The 16985-nt window shown below is 70.5% G+C and carries 14 protein-coding genes; 4 read left to right on the top strand and 10 right to left on the bottom strand.

Annotated features, from left to right (window positions below; all coding sequences use genetic code 11):
* Positions 1 to 48: 48 nt before the first annotated feature.
* On the bottom strand, positions 49 to 1536 hold the full coding sequence (locus ABS735_RS19360) for an NCS1 family nucleobase:cation symporter-1 (protein WP_373903159.1): 1488 nt from the start codon (positions 1534 to 1536) through the stop codon (positions 49 to 51).
* A 241-nt stretch (positions 1537 to 1777) separates the two neighbouring features.
* On the bottom strand, positions 1778 to 2821 hold the full coding sequence (locus tag ABS735_RS19355) for a LacI family DNA-binding transcriptional regulator (protein ID WP_373903160.1): 1044 nt from the start codon (positions 2819 to 2821) through the stop codon (positions 1778 to 1780).
* 154 nt (positions 2822 to 2975) lie between these two features.
* On the opposite strand from ABS735_RS19355, the gene ABS735_RS19350 reads away from it, so the two are divergent.
* The 4 genes from ABS735_RS19350 to ABS735_RS19335 all read left to right on the top strand — a co-directional run bounded on the left by ABS735_RS19350 (position 2976) and on the right by ABS735_RS19335 (position 8101).
* A complete protein-coding gene (locus tag ABS735_RS19350) occupies positions 2976 to 4349 on the top strand; it encodes an extracellular solute-binding protein (RefSeq protein WP_373903161.1) in 1374 nt (457 codons plus the stop codon).
* Between the two features lie 21 nt (positions 4350 to 4370).
* Positions 4371 to 5312 carry a carbohydrate ABC transporter permease gene (locus ABS735_RS19345; protein WP_373903162.1) on the top strand — a complete coding sequence of 314 codons (942 nt, stop codon included), beginning with the start codon at positions 4371 to 4373 and terminating at the stop codon, positions 5310 to 5312.
* A gap of 2 nt (positions 5313 to 5314) precedes the next feature.
* On the top strand, positions 5315 to 6214 hold the full coding sequence (locus ABS735_RS19340; protein ID WP_373903163.1) for a carbohydrate ABC transporter permease: 900 nt from the start codon (positions 5315 to 5317) through the stop codon (positions 6212 to 6214).
* Positions 6215 to 6280: 66 nt separating this feature from the next.
* Positions 6281 to 8101 (top strand): glycoside hydrolase family 2 protein, encoded by a 1821-nt coding sequence (locus ABS735_RS19335; protein ID WP_373903164.1) that lies wholly within the window; start codon positions 6281 to 6283, stop codon positions 8099 to 8101.
* 51 nt (positions 8102 to 8152) lie between these two features.
* Here the strand turns inward: ABS735_RS19335 and ABS735_RS19330 are convergent, their stop codons facing one another.
* The 8 genes from ABS735_RS19330 to ABS735_RS19295 form a co-directional block, all read right to left on the bottom strand.
* Entirely contained in the window at positions 8153 to 9091 is a 939-nt protein-coding gene (locus ABS735_RS19330; protein ID WP_373903165.1) for a TauD/TfdA dioxygenase family protein, read from the bottom strand.
* Between the two features lie 301 nt (positions 9092 to 9392).
* Entirely contained in the window at positions 9393 to 10226 is an 834-nt protein-coding gene (locus ABS735_RS19325) for a class II glutamine amidotransferase (RefSeq protein ID WP_373903166.1), read from the bottom strand.
* Between the two features lie 28 nt (positions 10227 to 10254).
* Positions 10255 to 11733, bottom strand: coding sequence for a glutamate-cysteine ligase family protein (locus ABS735_RS19320; RefSeq protein WP_373903167.1), 1479 nt, complete (start codon positions 11731 to 11733; stop codon positions 10255 to 10257).
* A gap of 151 nt (positions 11734 to 11884) precedes the next feature.
* The gene (locus ABS735_RS19315) at positions 11885 to 12382 is read right to left on the bottom strand and encodes a peptidylprolyl isomerase (protein WP_373903168.1); all 498 of its coding nucleotides are present in this window, start codon (positions 12380 to 12382) and stop codon (positions 11885 to 11887) included.
* 49 nt (positions 12383 to 12431) lie between these two features.
* Positions 12432 to 13430, bottom strand: coding sequence for a type I glyceraldehyde-3-phosphate dehydrogenase (gene gap, locus ABS735_RS19310; RefSeq protein ID WP_373903169.1), 999 nt, complete (start codon positions 13428 to 13430; stop codon positions 12432 to 12434).
* A gap of 128 nt (positions 13431 to 13558) precedes the next feature.
* The gene (locus ABS735_RS19305; protein ID WP_373903170.1) at positions 13559 to 14515 is read right to left on the bottom strand and encodes a GlxA family transcriptional regulator; all 957 of its coding nucleotides are present in this window, start codon (positions 14513 to 14515) and stop codon (positions 13559 to 13561) included.
* 135 nt (positions 14516 to 14650) lie between these two features.
* Positions 14651 to 16012 carry an MFS transporter gene (locus ABS735_RS19300; RefSeq protein WP_373903171.1) on the bottom strand — a complete coding sequence of 454 codons (1362 nt, stop codon included), beginning with the start codon at positions 16010 to 16012 and terminating at the stop codon, positions 14651 to 14653.
* 55 nt (positions 16013 to 16067) lie between these two features.
* Entirely contained in the window at positions 16068 to 16985 is a 918-nt protein-coding gene (locus ABS735_RS19295; RefSeq protein ID WP_373903172.1) for an amidohydrolase family protein, read from the bottom strand.

Here is a 16985-nt window from a genome sequence, read left to right as displayed (position 1 = left end):
TCTGCTCGGACGGGGGGAGGGGCGCGACGGCGACGGGGGCGCGCGGGCCTATTCCGCGGCGACGGCGATGGACTCGCCGTCCACGTCGCGGATCGGCGCGGCACGGTCGGCGACGAGCGCGTACAGCACCGCGGCGATGATGGCTCCGACGAACCAGGAGAACCCGGCCGCGGCGTGGAAGAAGGGGACGAGGGCCACGACGACGGCGATCGCGGCGGCGGGGACGAAGGCGGCGACGGCCCGCGGGTTGTAGCCGCGCCGGTAGTGGTACTCGGCGCCCGCGTCCTCGGTGTAGAGGGCGGGCACGTTCACACGGGACTTCCGCAGCAGCCAGTAGTCCGCCATGATCACGCCGAAGAGAGGGCCGAGCAGCGCGCCGAGCCCGCCGAGGAAGTAGTTCACGACGACCGGGCTGTTGTAGAGGTTCCAGGGCGTGATGACCAGGCCGAGGACCGCGCTCACCAGACCCGCGCGGCGGAAGTCGAGCCGGTGCGGGAAGAGGTTGACCAGGGCGTAGATCGGCGCGACGAAGTTGGCCAGCAGGTTGACCGCCACCGTGAGGGCGATGAGACACAGCGAGGCGACGGCCAGCAGGAACATGTTGGGGATGGTCCTGACGATGTCCGTCGGACTGGTGATCACGTGCCCGTCGAGGGTGAACTGGGCTCCGCTGAGGACCGCCACGATGACGGCGAAGAAGAGCATGTTCACCGGGATGCCGATCACGTTGCCGCGGACGATGGAGCCGCGGCTGCGCGCGGACCGGGTGAAGTCGCAGAAGTTCAGCACGAACGTCCCGTAGATGACCACCCAGAGGGCGGCGGCCTGGAGCACCTGGAGCCACATCGCACCGCCGGTGAGCGGATCGTCGATGGACACGGAGACCGAGCCGTCGGCCCGGACGAACATCCACACCGCGAGGGCGCACATCGTGAGCAGCGTGGTGGGCGCCGCGAAGGCCATGTACCGGCGGATCATCTGCATCCCGTAGCTGACGATGAGCACCTGGAGGGCCCACAGCGCGAGGAAGGTGATCCAGCCGAGCGTCGACTGGCCGAGCAGGGAGTTCGTGTCCAGGGAGGCCAGGGACGGGAACATGGCCACCAGGAGGGCGCTCAGTACGGCGGAGGCCAGATAAGTCTGGATACCAAACCAGGCGATGGCCACGGCGCCCCGGACGGTGGCCGGAATCTTCGCGCCCCTGATGCCGAACGCGATGCGGCTCATGACGGGGAACGGCACGCCCGTCTTGTGCCCCATGAATCCGGACAGCGTGAGCAGGAGGAAGAGCAGGACCGAGGCGAGCGCGAAGGCGGCGAGGATGCCCCACACGTTCAGCCCGAGGGCGAACAGTCCGATGGCGAAGGCGTAATTGCCCAGGCTGTGCACGTCGTTGGCCCACAGCGTGAAGACGTTGTAGGCGCCCCAGCGGCGCCCTTCCCGCTTCGTCGGGGCCAGGTCGTACGTGTAGAGGCCGGAGCTGGTGACGGTGTCGCCGGCCCGGGCGGACGAGCGGCGGTCTTCCAGGGCAGTCATACGGGACTCCTGGGATCAGGTGCGGGGAGTTGGAGGGTTCCACAGAGCGGAAGCGGCTTTCCGGTGAACAGAACGTAGTTTTCGCCAAACCGCACCGTCAAGGGGTCTGCCGCAAATGGAATACCATTTTTGGACCCGTTGACAGCCCCTGGTCCGCCCCCGTCCTGACGGCTCCTGATTGCATCGATGTAAACGGGGTGGGGAGAGGGACCCGCGTGTTTCTCTCCGGCCGACGGGGCCGTCAGCGCCGCTCGTGGCCCTCCGTGCTCTCCCGCAGGACGAGCCGGTGGTCCACGACGAGGTCCTGGGGCGCCTGCGCCTCCGACTCGACGCCGTCCGGCGCCGTCGCCTCCTCGATCCGGTGCTGGAGCAGCTGCACGGCGACCTTGGCCACCGCCGCCTTGTCCGGAGCCACCGTGCTCAGCGTCGGCACGCTGAACCTCCCGCCCTCCACGTCGTCGAAGCCGATGACGGCGACGTCCTCGGGCACCCTGACCCCGTACTCGTGCAGGGCACGCAACGCACCCAGCGCGAGCTGGTCGTTGAGGCAGAGCAGCGCGTCGGGCCGCGTGCCCTCCGAGAGCGCCCGGGCCACGGCCTGCGCACCGTCGGGCATCCGGAAGGAGCCGACCGGCAGCAGAGCGGCCGGATCGTAGGCGATGCCCGCCTCCGTCAGGGCGGCCCGATAGCCCCGGGTGCGGGCCTGGGCCGTCCCCAGGCCGGCGTCGTCGCGCCCGCCGACGGCGAGGATGGTGCGGCGCCCGAGCCCGATCAGATGGCGGGTCGCCTCGCGCGCGGCACTCTCGTTGTCGATGGCCACATGGTCGGCGCCCTCCTCCAGCAGCTCACCGAGCAGCACCGTGGGCGGGAAGCCCGTGCGGTCCCGCAGGTCGTCGGCGGTCAGGGCGAGCGGACTGAGGATGATCCCGTCCACGAAGGTGGAGCCGAACCCGGCCAGCGCCGCCAGCTCGTGGGCGCGATCCGCCCCGGACTGGTGGATGAGGACGGTCAGGGACCGCTCCTCCGCCTCACGGATGACATGCCGGGCCAGCTCCGCGAAGTACGGTATGTCCAGTTCCGGGACGACGAGCGCGATGATGCCGGTTCTGCCCTTGCGCAGATGACGGCCGGCCAGGTTCACCCGGTAGCCGAGGTGTTCGATGGCCTCGCGCACCACCTGCCTGGTGCGGTCGGAGACATGGGCGTAGTCGTTGATGACATTGGACACCGTCTTCTCCGAAACGCCGGCATGACGTGCGACGTCCTTGATCCTGGGCCGTGCCACGGAGACCTCCCTGCCTCTTCGCGCTGCCCGAGTCTATGTCCCGGTGCGCGGGAGGGTTTCGGCGCAGGTCCACTTCCACTCAGCTCTTTACAGCCAATGTACATCGATGTAAAAACTAGCCACCGCATGAGCTCCGGCCGTCGAAAGGTCCGCGATGAGTTCCCGTTTGCCTGCCCAGGGGGTGCCGACCGTGTCCGACCCGGTCCGCCGCCCCAGCCGCCGCCGGTTGCTGCGCAACGCCATGGCCGGGGCGGGGGCCCTGCTCGCCGCGGGCCCGCTGTCCGGCTGCGCCTCTCCGGCCTCGGCCTCCGGGGCGTCCGCGCTGAGCGTCTGGGACCTGTTCCAGGGCGGCGACGGCATGCTGATGGACGACATGATCGAGGCCGTGTCCAAGGGGGCCGGGGGAGCCAAGGGCTTCGAGGTCGACCGTACGATCCTGGACTGGGGCCCGTCGTACTACACCAAGCTGGCCATGTCCGCGGCCGGCGGCCGGGCCTCCGACGTGGCCGCCATGCACCTGTCCCGGCTGGCGGGCTACGCGCCCGGCGGCCTGGTGGACGCCTTCGACCTGGACCTGCTCGCCGAGTACGGCGTCACGGAGAAGGACTTCACCCCGGCCGTGTGGTCGCGCACCCAGCACGAGGGGACCGTCTACGCGATCCCGCTGGACGTCCACCCCTTCATCGTGTTCTACGACAAGAAGGCGGCGGAGAAGGCCGGACTCCTGGACGCGTCCGGCGAGCTGGCCCCCATGGGCTCGCCCGAGGCCCTGCTGGAGGCGGGCAAGGCCCTCGCCGAGGCGACCGGGGAGTCGGGCGTCCTGTTCGGCCACGTCACCGACACGGCACAGAACTGGCGCCTGTTCGCCGGCCTCTACGCGCAGACCGGCGCCGCGTTCGACCTGCCGGACGGCGGCCCGCCGAAGATCGACGTCGACGCCGCCGTACGCGTCGTCACGCTCATGACGCAGCTCTTCGACGGGAAGACCAACCCGAACAACCTCGACTACAACGGCGCACTGGCCGCCTTCACCAGCGGTCGCGGCGGCATGACGATGCTGGGCGAGTGGGAGCTGCCGACGCTGAAGAAGTCCGGCATCGAGCTGGGTGCCGCACCCTTCCCGCAGGTCTTCGACAAGCCGGCCGTCTACACCGACAGCCACAGCTTCGTCCTCCCGCACCAGGACAGCCCCGACCCGGCCCGGCGCCGCGAGGCCCACCGGTACGTCGCGGAGATACTCAAGCAGAGCCTCACCTGGGCGAGCGCCGGGCACATCCCCGCCTACCAGCCCGTCCTCGCTGAGCCCGAGTACGCGGCGCTCGACCCGCAGTCCTCCTACGCCGACGCCGCCGAGGTGGCGGTGCTCGACCCGCCCAACTGGTTCGCGGGCGCCGGTTCCAACTTCCAGAACCGGATGTGCCAGCCGCTCCAGTCGGCGCTGCTGGGCAACACCACCCCCGAGAAGGCGGTGCGGCAGATGGTCCGCGAGACGGACACGCTGCTGAGCCAGCCCAACCCGGTGGCCTGACCAGCGAAAGGAGTGACCGACGTGACCACCACCGCACCCCTCGGCACCGAGGAGCAGACCGGCTCGCCCGCTGTTCCGGCGGGCGGCCGCCGCACCGCCCTCGGCCGCATACGCACCGGCAACGGGCTCGTGTTCGTCCTGCCGTTCCTGCTCGTGTTCGGCCTCTTCATGGTGTGGCCGATCGTGCAGGGGCTCTGGATGAGCTTCACCGACAGCTCGCTCGCCCTGCGCGACACGAGCTTCGTCGGCTTCGACAACTACACCGAGGCGTTCGGTGATCCGGACGTGTGGAGCAGCCTCGGCAACACCGTCTTCTTCACCGTCATCTCCAGCGTCCCGCTGGTGCTGGTCGCGCTCGCGATGGCGCTGCTGGTGCACAGCGGACTCGCCGGGCAGTGGGCGTGGCGCCTGTCGTTCTTCGCGCCCTACCTGCTGCCCGTGACCGTCGTGACCATGATCTGGACCTGGCTCTACCAGCCCGAACTGGGCATGGCCAACCAGCTCCTCGACACCCTCGGCATGGAACCGGTCGGCTGGCTGTCCGACGAGTCCGTCGCCATGTGGTCCGTCGCCGCCCTCACCGTCTGGTGGACGGTCGGCTTCAACTTCCTGCTCTACCTCGCGGCGCTCCAGTCCCTGCCCACGACCTTCGACGAGGCGGCCGCACTCGACGGGGCCGGCGCCTGGCGCCGCCTGTGGTCCATCACCCTGCCGCAACTGCGCAGGACCACCGGCCTGGTGGCCATGCTCCAGGTGCTGGCCTCCCTGAAGGTGTTCGACCAGATCTACATCCTCACCAAGGGCGGACCCAACGGCTCCACCCGGCCGGTCCTGGAGTACGTCTACGACGTGGGCTTCACGGGCTACCGCCTCGGCTACGCCTCCGCCGTCTCGTACCTCTTCTTCGCCCTGATCGTCCTCGTCTCGCTCGTGCAGCTCCGCCTCTTCCGCCGGGAGGACTGACCGTGTCCGCAACCGCCACCACCCTCCGCACCCGGCGCCGTCCACCCCGTGAAGCGGCCGGCTCTCCCCTGCTCCTCGGCCACGGCCGGCTGCCCCGTGTCCTGGCCGGAGCCGCGCTCGTCGTCCTCGCCGTCCTCTGGCTGCTGCCGTTCCTGTGGGCGGTCATCACCTCGGTGCAGAGCGAGGAGGACATCAACACCACCGGGCTGTCCCCGTTCAAGGGCGCCTTCACCCTGGACGCCTACCAGCAGATACTGGAACGCGGGAACGTCACCGTCTGGGCCTTCAACAGCTTCCTGATCTCCGCCTTGGTCACGCTCATCACCGTCGCGGTCTCCACCCTCGCGGCGTACGGGTTCTCGCGCGGCACCTTCCGCGGCCGCCGGGCACTGCTCGGCGTCACCGTCGCCGCCATCATGGTCCCGCCGCAGTTGCTCGTCGTGCCGCTGTTCGACCAGATGACCCTGTTCAACATGGTCGACACCTACGCGGCGGTCATCCTGCCCCAGGTCGTCGCACCCATGATGGTCTTCATCCTCAAGCGGTTCTTCGACGCCGTCCCCAAGGAGCTGGAGGAGGCGGCCCGGATCGACGGCGCCTCCGAGTTCCGGGTCTTCCGGTCGATCGTCCTGCCGCTCTCGCGGCCGATCGTGGCCGCGGTGGCGATCTTCGTCTTCATCGGCGCCTGGAACAACTTCATGTGGCCGTTCATCGTCACCAACGACCCCGACCTGATGACCCTCCCGGTGGGCCTGGCCACCGTGAAGGACGCCTACGGCATCCAGTACGCGCAGTCCATGGCCTCCGCCCTGCTGGCCGCGCTGCCGCTGATCGTGGTCTTCCTCCTCTTCCAGCGCCGCATCGTCAACTCCGTGGCCACCACCGGCCTCGGCGGTTCCTGAACCCCCACAGCTGTACCCACGGGCCCGGCGTTCGCGCGCCCGGCCCACCGATCGACTGGAGCATGTGTGCCCACTCACTCCGTACCGCGCCCGGAGTACCCGCGACCGCAGTTCGTGCGCCGCGACTGGCTCAACCTGAACGGCGCCTGGCAGTTCGAGACCGACCGGGGGGACAGCGGCCTCGAACGCGGTCTGCTCGACCGCGAGCTGCGTGACGAGATCCTCGTCCCCTTCCCGCCCGAGTCCGAGCTGTCCGGCATCGGCGACACCGACTTCCTCGAGGCCGTCTGGTACCGGCGGGTCATCACCCTGCCGGCCGCCTGGGCCGGACGCCGCGTACTGCTGCACTTCGGCGCCGTCGACCACGACACCACCGTGTGGGCCGACGGCAAGGAGGTCGCCCGGCACCGCGGCGGCTTCACCCCCTTCACCGTCGACCTCGGTGACATCGCCGGGGCGGGGGAGGAGGTCGTCGTCACCGTCCGGGCCCGCGACCCGAAGTCCGGCCCACAGGCGCGCGGCAAGCAGGCGATCAAGTACGCCAACCACGACTGCAACTACACCCGGGTCACCGGCATCTGGCAGACCGTCTGGCTGGAGCCCGTCCCCGAGACGCACCTGCGCCGCCCCCGGATCACCCCCGACCTGGCCGGCTCCGCCTTCCACCTCGAACTGCCCCTGTCCGGCAACCGTCCGGGACACCGGGTACGCGCCGTCCTCAGCGACGCCGACGGCGAGGTGAGCCGCGCCGAGGCCCGCGCCGACCTCGACCTCGCCCCGCGCCTGCACCTGCCGGTGCCGGACGACCGGCGGCGGGCGTGGGGGCCGGACGACCCCCACCTGTACGACCTGCGCCTCGAACTCCTCGACGCCGCAGGGCAGGTGGTCGACAGCGCCGAGAGCTACGCCGGCCTGCGCGCCGTCGGCCTGCGCGGCAAGGCCGTCCTGCTCAACGGGCGCCCCGTCTTCCAGCGCCTCGTCCTCGACCAGGGCTGGTACCCGGACGGGCTGATGACCGCCCCCACCGACGAGGCCCTGGTCAAGGACATCGAGCTGGCCATGGCGGCCGGCTTCAACGGGGCCCGGCTGCACCAGAAGGTCTTCGAGGAGCGCTTCCTCCACCACGCCGACCGTCTCGGCTACCTGGTCTGGGGCGAGTTCGGCGACTGGGGCTGCGAGATCGGCGGCTCCTCGGGCGACAACCAGAGGCCCGACGCCTCCTACGTCGCCCAGTGGCTGGAGGCGCTGGAGCGCGACTACTCGCACCCCTCGATCATCGGCTGGTGCCCGCTCAACGAGACCTACCAGAAGCTGCACGACCGCATCACGCAACTCGACGACGTGACCCGCGCGATGTTCCTGGCCACCAAGGCCATGGACACGACCCGTCCGGTCGTCGACGCGTCCGGCTACGCCCACCGGGTCGCCGAGACCGACATCTACGACTCCCACAACTACGAGCAGGACCCCGCCGCCTTCCGGCAGTTGATGTCGGGCCTCGCCAAGGACGCGCCCTTCGTCAACGCCCACGAGAGCGGCGCCCCCTACTCCCAGCCCTACCGGGGCCAGCCGTACTTCGTCAGCGAGTTCGGCGGCATCTGGTGGGACCCCGAGGCGGCCGCCGACCGCTCCGGCGAGGAGCGCACCGTCTCCTGGGGCTACGGGGAACGCGTCCGGAACGAGGACGAGTTCCACGAGCGGTTCAGCGGCCTCACCGAGGTCCTGCTCGGCGACCGTGACATGTTCGGCTACTGCTACACCCAGTTGACCGACGTCTTCCAGGAGCAGAACGGCATCTACCGCTTCGACCGGGGCGAGAAGCTCGACGTCGCCCGTATCCGCGCCGCCCAGCTGCGCCCGGCGGCCATCGAGGAGCCGGAGGACTAGCCGGCGCAGGGCCGGGGGCGGCGCTCCGCCTCCGGCCCCGTGCGCCCGGGGTCAGAAGGGGCGGTCGCCCTCGATGGCGACACGTTCGGCGACCCGCCGTTCGGTCCCGTAGTCACCCACGGCGTAGTGCTGGGTGGCGCGGTTGTCCCAGAAGGCGACGTCGCCGGCCTGCCAGCGCCAGCGCACCTGGTACTCGGGCACGTGCGCCTGCTGGAAGAGGAAGCGCAGCAGCCGGTCGCTCTCGTCGCGGCCCATGCCGGTGATGTGGGTGGTGAAGGAGGCGTTGACGAAGAGCATGCGCCGTCCCGTCTCGGGGTGCGTGCGTACGACCGGGTGCTCCACGGGCGGGAACAGATCCTGGTGCGGCAGCAGCCGCTCGGGCCCGTAGAACCGTGCGAAGCCCGGGATGAAGTCGTGCACGGCGCGGGCGCCGTCGACGCGGTCCTTCACCTCCTGGGGCAGGTTGTCGTAGGCCGCGGCCATGTCCGCCCACATCGTGTCCCCGCCGAACGGCGGCACCTCGCGCAGCTGGAGCACCGCACCGAGTGCGGGCCGCTCGCGGAAGGTGACGTCGGTGTGCCACACGTTCTCGTACGTCGGCGCGGCCGCGGCGCCCTTGTCGAACCGGACGACGTCGTCGCTGGAACCGGCGGCGAGCAGGGGGTTGGTCTCCAGCGCGCCCCAGTTGCCCGCGAAGTCCCGCTGCTGGTCCGAAGTGAGGTGCTGAGCCCGGAAGAACAGCACCTTCCACTCCAGCAGGGCACGGTTCAACTCCTCGCGCAGCGCGGGAGTGAGCGGGCGCGAGAGGTCGACGCCGCGGATCTCGGCGCCGATGGTGCGCGCCTGCGGGGCGACCTCGAAATGTGCGTAGGGCCGGTCCTCCCACCCCGCGGGCAGGCGGCGCAGGATGCGCCGGCCCTCGTACATCCCGTCCCCCGGGATACGTGCTTCGCGCAGGACGGTGCTCGGGCCGGCGGCCGTGACGGTCATGGGAGTCCTCTCCTTGGGTGATGGGTACGCGTGAAAGTCCGGCCGGCGGCGGCGCGCGAGGCACCGCCGGGCGGCCGGGAAATCGAAGGTGTGACGGGTGTGCTCCGGGCCGTGGGCCGGAGGGATGTCCGACGGGCTACGACGCGACGGGCGTCGGGCTGTCGGTGAGGAAGGGGCCGTTAGAGGCCGGAACGCTCACATCCGGTCCGCTCGGGCACGCGGGGACACTCCGCGGTGGTGCCGAACCGGTGTGTGGTCATGCCGCCGATTGTGTGATCTTTTTCCGTCCGTGTCAACGGGGTCATGGGTGGTAAGGGACGAAGGGGTGCAGGTCGTCGCCCTCCGGCTGGACGACCCCGTAGCTGCTCTCGGGCACCTTGTTCCACATTCCGGGCAGGTCGCCCAGCGGTTCCGACACGATGAGGCGGCTGTTGTCGGACGCCTCCTTGAGGAAGGGCAGCCCGGGGTGCAGCGCGCGCAGGCTCTCCACCCGGCTGCTGTAGTAGAGCGACCGCGACTGACCCTGGCTGGAGTAGCGGAAGGCCCACAGCCGCCGTCCGTCGGTCACGGCGACCGTCATCTGCAGCGGGAACTCCACACCGTGTTCGTGGCCGATCTCCTCCACCAACCCCGCCATCCGGGCCACGGCCGCGGGAGGATCGTCCTCCAGGCCGAGCGTGAGCGCCAGGTAGAACATCATCTCCGAATCCGTCGATCCCTCGATGTCGAGGTAGAGCCGCGGATCGACGGCCAGGGCGAGGTCCCGGCGCAGCCGGTGGAACTCGGCGATCGCGCCGTTGTGCATCCACATCCAGCGGCCGTGGCGGAACGGATGGCAGTTGGTCTGCTGCACCGCGCTGCCCGTCGAGGCCCGTATGTGCGCGAAGAAGAGGGGCGAACGGACATGGCTCGCGATCTCCCGCAGGTTGCGGTTGCTCCAGGCCGGCCCGATCTCCCGGACGATCGCGGGTGTCGTCATCTCCGGCCCGAACCAGCCGACGCCGAACCCGTCCCCGTTCGTCGTCTCGACGCCCATGCGGGCGTGCAGGCTCTGGTCGATGAGCGAGTGCTCGGGCTGGTAGAGCAGGGTCTCCAGGAGTACGGGTGTCCCCGAGTAGGCGAGCCATCGGCACATCGCTCCGTCGCCTCCCTAGTCCCCGACGTCAGTCGACCGGCCAGGTGTGGACCGGGGCGTTGAGGTGCATGTAGTCCATGTACTGCTGGGTCATCCGGCGCAGCGCCTCGTGGCGGCCGGGCCGGGCGGTGGCATCGATGTGGTGGAACATCTCCTTCTGCCAGACCGCGCCGTTGCGGCCGGTGACGCACCGCTGCTCGATGATGCCGAGCAGCGGCTCCCGCCAGGCGGTGTCCATGCCCGACAGTTCCAGTCCCCGGTGGGCCAGCGGCAGCAGCCGGCGCAGGACCAGTTCGGGCACGGTCACCTCGCCCACGCCGGGCCAGTACAGCCGGGCCTCGATGCCGTGCCGGGCGGCGGTGTGCAGGTTGTCCTCGGCGACCGAGAAGCTCATCCGCGACCACACCGGCCGCTCCTCCTCCACCAGGGCGCGGGTGAGACCGTAGTAGAAGGCGCCGTTGGCGAGGGTGTCGGCGACGGTCGGCCCCGCGGGCAGCACCCGGTTCTCCACGCGGACGTGCGGTTTGTCGTCGGCGACGGCGTAGACGGGCCGGTTCCAGCGGTAGATGGTGCCGTTGTGGAGGGTGAGTTCACCCAGTTCGGGGATGTCGCCGCGGTCGAGGGTCTCGGCGGGGTCCTGCTCGTCGCACAGCGGCAGCAGGGCCGGGAAGTAGCGGAGGTTCTCCTCGAACAGGTCGAAGACACTGTTGATCCACCGCTCCCCGAACCACACCCGGGGCCTGACCCCCTGGGCCTTGATCTCCTGGGGCCGCGTGTCGGTGGCCTGTTCGAACAGGGGGATGCGGCTCTCGTGCCACAGCTCCTTGCCGAGCAGAAAGGGCGAGTTGGCCGCGAGGGCGACCTGGACGCCGGCGACGGCCTGGGCGGCGTTCCAGTAGTCGGGGAACTCCTCCGGCGCCACCTGGAGGTGGAACTGCGTGCTGGTGCAGGCGGCCTCGGGAGTGATGGTGTCCGCGTAGGTCCGCAGGCGGTCGACGCCGTCCACCTCGATGTGCAGGTCCTCGCCCCGGGCCGCGAACACCTGGTCGTTGAGCAGCCGGTAGCGCGGGTTCTCCGACAGGGCCGCCTCGCCGACGTCCGACTGGCGCAGCGTGGGCAGGGTGCCGACCATGATCAGATGGGCGCCGACCGACGTGGCGCGGTCCTCGGCGTGGTTGAGGGCGGCGCGGATCTCGGTCTCCCAGGCGTCGGGGCCGCCCGCCGTCAGCTGCCGGGGCGGGATGTTGATCTCCAGGTTGAACCGGCCCAGCTCGGTGGACCAGGCGGGGTCCGCGATCGCTTCGAGCGCGTCGCTGTTGCGCATGGCCGGTTCGCCCCGGTCGTCGACCAGGTTCAGTTCGATCTCCAGGCCGACCTGGGGCCGCTCGGTCTCGAACCGGGACTCGCGCAGCATCTGCGCGAAGGCCTCGAGGCACTCCTGCATCTTGATCCGGTACCGGCGGCGGTCCTCGCGGGTGAAGACCAGCGCCGGGACGTCCCGTCCCATGGGTCCTCCCGGGGTTGCCTTCCTCGGACGCTCCTCCACCCCAGCGTCGCACCACCGGGCCCACCCCACCAGGCGAGACGGAACGGGGGCCCACCGCACCGTGTGCGGTGGACCCCCGTTCGGTTGCGGTCCTCGTAGGTCTGGTCAGGCCTTACAGCTTGCCGGACGCGCGCACCGTGATCTTCGCGGAGGTCTTGCCCGTCGGCGAGGAGCCGTAGCCCTCGATCTTGTCGACCACGTCCGTGCCCTCGACGACCTTGCCGAAGACGACGTGCTTGCCGTCCAGCCACGGGGTGGGGACGGTGGTCACGAAGAACTGCGAGCCGTTGGTGTTCGGACCCGCGTTCGCCATGGAGAGGAGGTACGGCTCGGTGTGCTTCAGCTGGAAGTTCTCGTCCGCGAACTTCTCGCCGTAGATGCTCTTGCCCCCGGTGCCGTTGCCCGCGGTGAAGTCACCGCCCTGCAGCATGAACTGCGGGATCACACGGTGGAACGGGGAGCCCGCGTAGCCGAAACCGTGCTCGCCGGTGGACAGCTCGATGAAGTTCTTGGCGGTCTTGGGGGTGACGTCCTCGAAGAGCTCGAAGACGATGCGGCCCGCATCCTGGCCGTCGATGTCGATGTCGAAGTAAACCTTGGAATTGCTCATCGCACCATTGTGACGTGTGACCCCCGGTGATGCCGAACCGGCTGCCCGTTCAGCGTGTGGCGAGCAGTCCGAGGGTGTCGATCACGCGGTTGGAGAAGCCCCACTCGTTGTCGTACCAGGCGACCACCTTGACGTGGCGGCCGTCGACGCGGGTCAGGGCCGAGTCGAAGATCGAGGAGGCCGGGTTGCCCGTGATGTCGGAGGAGACCAGCGGGTCCTCCGAGTACTCCAGTACGCCGGCGAGCGGTCCCTCGGCGGCGGCGCGGTAGGCGGCCAGCACGTCCTCGCGCGTCACGTCGCGGGCGATGGTCGTGTTGAGCTCGACGATCGAACCCACCGGGACCGGCACGCGGATCGAGTCGCCCGACAGCTTGCCGTCGAGGCCCGGGAGCACGAGTCCGATCGCCTTGGCGGCGCCCGTCGTGGTCGGCACGATGTTCACCCCGGCGGCGCGGGCGCGGCGCGCGTCGCGGTGCGGGCCGTCCTGGAGGTTCTGCTCCTGCGTGTAGGCGTGCACCGTCGTCATGAAGCCGTGCTCGATGCCGGCCAGCTCGTCGAGGACCGCCGCCAGCGGGGCGAGGGCGTTGGTGGTGCAGGACGCGTTGGAGACGATCGTGTGCGCGGCCGGGTCGTAGGCGTCGCTGTTCACGCCGTAGGCGAGCGTCACGTCGGCTCCGCTCGACGGGGCGCTGACCAGGACCTTCCGCGCGCCCGCGGTGAGGTGGGCGCGGGCGGCGTCGGCCGAGGTGAAGCGGCCGGTCGACTCGAGCACGATGTCGACACCCAGTTCGGCCCAGGGCAGCCGGGCCGGCTCGCGCTCGGCGAGCACCTTGATGCGGTGCCCGTCGACGACCAGGGTGTCCCCGTCGACGGTCACCGGGCGGCCCAGCCGGCCGGCCGTCGAGTCGAAGGCGAGCAGGCGGGCCAGGGTGGCGGGCTCCGTGAGGTCGTTGACGGCGACGACCTCGAGCTTGGTGTCACGCTCCAGCAGTGCGCGCAGCACGTTGCGCCCGATGCGGCCGAATCCGTTGATGCCGATGCGAGTCATGAGTGGTGTGTCCCTTCGTTCGCCACCAGGTCCTTCCCCCTCAGGCTCGCGCACGCCGTCCGCGCCCGGCAGCGGCGGGAGTGCCACGGTTCGCAAGGATCACGCCAGACACGGGTGGCAAAGCACGGCTACTCACCCCGGGCGAAGGTGCGCCGGTACTCGCTGGGCGTGGTGCCGAGGATGCGCTGGAAGTGCAGCCGCAGGTTCGCACCGGTGCCGAGCCCGACGTCGGCGGCGATCTGCTCGACGCCGCGCTCCGAGCGTTCGAGCAGCTCCCGGGCCATGTCGATACGGGCACGCATGATCCACTGCATCGGCGTGTACCCGGTGTCCTCGACGAAGCGCCGGGAGAGGGTACGCGCCGACACCGCCGCGTGCCGGGCCAGTGCCTCCAGGGTGAGCGGCTCGCCGAGCCGGCGCAGCGCCCACTCGCGGGTGGCGGCGAACCGCTCGCCCAGGGGCTCGGGCACGCTGCGCGGCACGTACTGGGCCTGGCCGCCGCTGCGGTAGGGGGCCGCCACCAGGCGCCGGGCCGCGTGGTTCGACGCGGCCACCCCGAGGTCGCCGCGCAGGATGTGCAGGCACAGGTCGATGCCGGAGGCGGCGCCCGCGGACGTCAGGACGCTGCCCTCGTCCACGAACAGCACGTTCTCGTCGACCCGTACGCGCGGATGCTTCGCCGCGAGCGCCCGCGTGTAGTGCCAGTGCGTGGTGGCCTGCCTGCCGTCGAGCAGGCCGGTGGCGGCGAGGGCGAACGCGCCGGTGGAGATGGCGGCGAGCCGGGCGCCCCGGTCGTGGGACGCCGTCAGCGCGTCGACGACGGTCCGCGGCGGGTCGTCGACGTCGGGGGACCGGTAACCGGGCAGGAAGACCACGTCGGCCCAGGCCAGGGCTTCGAGGCCGTGGGCGACGTGGTAGGACAGGCCGTCACCGCCGGTCACCAGGCCGGGCGCCGCGCCGCACACCCGTACCTCGTACGGCATGCTCGCCCGTGTCGTGAAGACCTGCGCCGGGATACCGACGTCGAGCGGTTTCGCGCCTTCGAGTACGAGGACGGCGACGCGGCGCAGGTGGGATGACGGCACGGCAAGAGCGTACGCGGGGGAGTACGGGGGTCGGCTCGGGCCGAGGACGCTCATCGTGTGCTCGGCCGTGCGCCGCTCGCCGCGGCCGGCCCGGCTCCCGGCCAGCCGCGTCCCCAACCTCACGGGTCAATACACCTAGCCGGGCACGGTCTCCGACTCCCGCGAGGTCACGGCGGCGCTCCGGGCCTGCCGGGTGCGCGGCCCGAAGAGGCTCAGCGCGATCGCGCCGACCAGCCAGGTGCCGGCGATGAAGTAGAAGACGCTCCGATAGCCGTGCGCGTTGTAGAGCGCCGCCACGATCAGCGGCCCCGCGGCGTTGGACAGCCGGCCCAGCCCGTACGACACGCTGGTGCCGAGCGAACGGCCGCGCGTGTCGAAGAGTTCGGGCGAGTAGGCGTAGCCGAGGGCCGTGTAACCGCGCTCGAAGAGGTTGACCAGGAAACCGAACACGATGATGAGCACCGGGTTGAACGTGAGGCCGTAAAGGAGCCCGCACGCGGCGATCAGCGTGCCGAACGCGGCCAGGCACCACTTGCGTTCGAACCGGTCGGTCACCAGGGCCGCCAGATACGAGCCCAGCGGCGCGCCGACGGTGGTCAGCGCCACGTAGAAGACCGACTTCTCGACGCTGAAACCCTCCTTGGCCAGCAGGGTCGGCGCCCAGCTCGAGTAACCGAAGAAGCCGATCGTCTGGGTGACCCACAGGACGGTGAGCAACAGCGTCGGCAGCAGGTACTTGCGCTGGAGCAGCAGCCGCAACGGCGCCCTGGTCACCGGCTCCTCCTCGAGCGGGGGCGCCGGCTCCGGCAGCGGCCCGTGCTCGGCGGTGACCGACGCCTCGATGTCACGCAGCACGGCGTCCGCGCTCGCGTGGTCGCCCCGGCTCTCGTGCCACCGCGGCGACTCCTTGAGGTGCCGGGTGAACAGGACGAGCAGGATGCCGAGGGAACCCCACAGGTAGACCAGGCGCCAGGTCCAGTCGGCGAGCGGCACGACCCCGCTCGCGACGAGGTTGGTGACCGGGGTGCCGCAGATGCCGATGACGATGGCGTACGCCTGGTACTTGCCGCGGACGGCCGACGGGTACATCTCGTTGACGTAGATGACCGCGACGACGGTCATCGCCGCGAGTCCCGCCGAGGTCAGCACCCGGAAGACGGTCAGCGACACCAGGTCCCAGGAGAACGCCGACGCGAAGGAGAAGACGCCGAAGAACAGCGTCGTCAGCATCAGCGTCCGTTTGCGGCCGATGCGGTCCGCCACGGTCCCGGCGACGACCGAACCGAGGAACATGCCGACGAACGACAGCGAGGTGACGTAGGCGACCTGGTCGACGGAGATGCCCCACAGGTCGACGAGCTTGGGCGCGGTGGTCGCGAAGGTGTTGATGTCCGCGAACTCGAAGAAGTACGCGAACGACACGGCGAGCAGGGTGACTTTGTGGAACCGGGAGACCGGCAGCCGGTCGAGCCGGTTCAGCGCGTTGGCGTGCTGCATGACGGGGTCCTTGTCACGGGGGTCGGGGACGGCGACGGCCGGGAGGCGGAAGCGCTCACCGCTCGCCGGGCCAGTACAGGCGCGTCGGGTTGTCGACCAGCAGCCGGTGCCGCTGCTCCTCGGTCACGGCGATCCGCCGTACGTGGTCGACGAGGAGCCCGTCGTCGGGCATGTGGTCGGTGAGGTTGGGGTGCGGCCAGTCGGTGCCCCACAGGACGCGGTCGCCGAACTCCTCGACGACGCGGCGGGCGAAGGGCACCACATCGGCGTACGGCTCCCGCTCCCCGTCCAGGGCGGCGGGGCCGGTCACGGTCAGCCGCTCGGGGCAGGACACCTTGACCCAGACGTCACCGCGGTCGGTGAAGCGCAGGAAGCGCGAGAACTCCGGACCGCCCGCCGGCTTCGTGACGTCCGGCCGTCCCATGTGGTCGACCACGAGCGGGGTGGGCAGGGAGGCGAAGAAGTCCTCCAGCTCGGGCAGGTCGGCGCTCTCGAAGTAGAGGACGACGTGCCAGCCGAGCGGTGCGATCCGCCGTGCGATCTCGCGCAGTTCGTCCTTGGGCGAGGCGTCGACCAGCCGGCGTACGAAGTTGAACCGCACCCCGCGCACGCCGGCGGCGTCCAGTGCCCGCAACTCGGCATCGGTGACGTCGGCCCGGACGGTCGCGACGCCGCGCGCCCGGCCGTCACTCGCACGGACCGCGTCGAGCATGGCGCTGTTGTCGGCACCGTGACAGGTGGCCTGCACGATCACCGTGCGGTCGATGCCCAGGTGGTCGCGGAGCGCGAAGAGCCGCTCCTTGCCGGCGTCGCACGGCGTGTACTTGCGCTGCGGAGCGAAGGGGAACTCGGCCTGCGGGCCGAAGACGTGGCAGTGCGCGTCGACGGTGCCGGGCGGCAGCCGGAAGGAGGGCGTGGACGGGGCCGGGTGCCAGTCGAGCCAGCCGGGGGTCTTGGGAGCGAGGGTCGTCAT

The organism is Streptomyces sp. MMCC 100 (assembly GCF_041538145.2).
In the GTDB taxonomy this organism is placed as follows: Bacteria; Actinomycetota; Actinomycetes; order Streptomycetales; family Streptomycetaceae; genus Streptomyces.
This window is presented reverse-complemented; position numbering and strand designations above follow the sequence as displayed.

Excerpts from the sequence above, each read along its gene's own strand:
- gap (WP_373903169.1), bottom strand. The coding sequence starts at position 13,430 with ATGACTCGCATCGGCATCAACGGATTCGGCCGCATCGGGCGCAACGTG.
- ABS735_RS19295 (WP_373903172.1), bottom strand. The coding sequence starts at position 16,985 with ATGACGACCCTCGCTCCCAAGACCCCCGGCTGGCTCGACTGGCACCCG.
- ABS735_RS19360 (WP_373903159.1), bottom strand. The coding sequence starts at position 1,536 with ATGACTGCCCTGGAAGACCGCCGCTCGTCCGCCCGGGCCGGCGACACC.
- ABS735_RS19315 (WP_373903168.1), bottom strand. The coding sequence starts at position 12,382 with ATGAGCAATTCCAAGGTTTACTTCGACATCGACATCGACGGCCAGGAT.
- ABS735_RS19325 (WP_373903166.1), bottom strand. The coding sequence starts at position 10,226 with ATGTGCCGATGGCTCGCCTACTCGGGGACACCCGTACTCCTGGAGACC.
- ABS735_RS19330 (WP_373903165.1), bottom strand. The coding sequence starts at position 9,091 with ATGACCGTCACGGCCGCCGGCCCGAGCACCGTCCTGCGCGAAGCACGT.
- ABS735_RS19320 (WP_373903167.1), bottom strand. The coding sequence starts at position 11,733 with ATGGGACGGGACGTCCCGGCGCTGGTCTTCACCCGCGAGGACCGCCGC.
- ABS735_RS19300 (WP_373903171.1), bottom strand. The coding sequence starts at position 16,012 with ATGCAGCACGCCAACGCGCTGAACCGGCTCGACCGGCTGCCGGTCTCC.
- ABS735_RS19350 (WP_373903161.1), top strand. The coding sequence starts at position 2,976 with ATGAGTTCCCGTTTGCCTGCCCAGGGGGTGCCGACCGTGTCCGACCCG.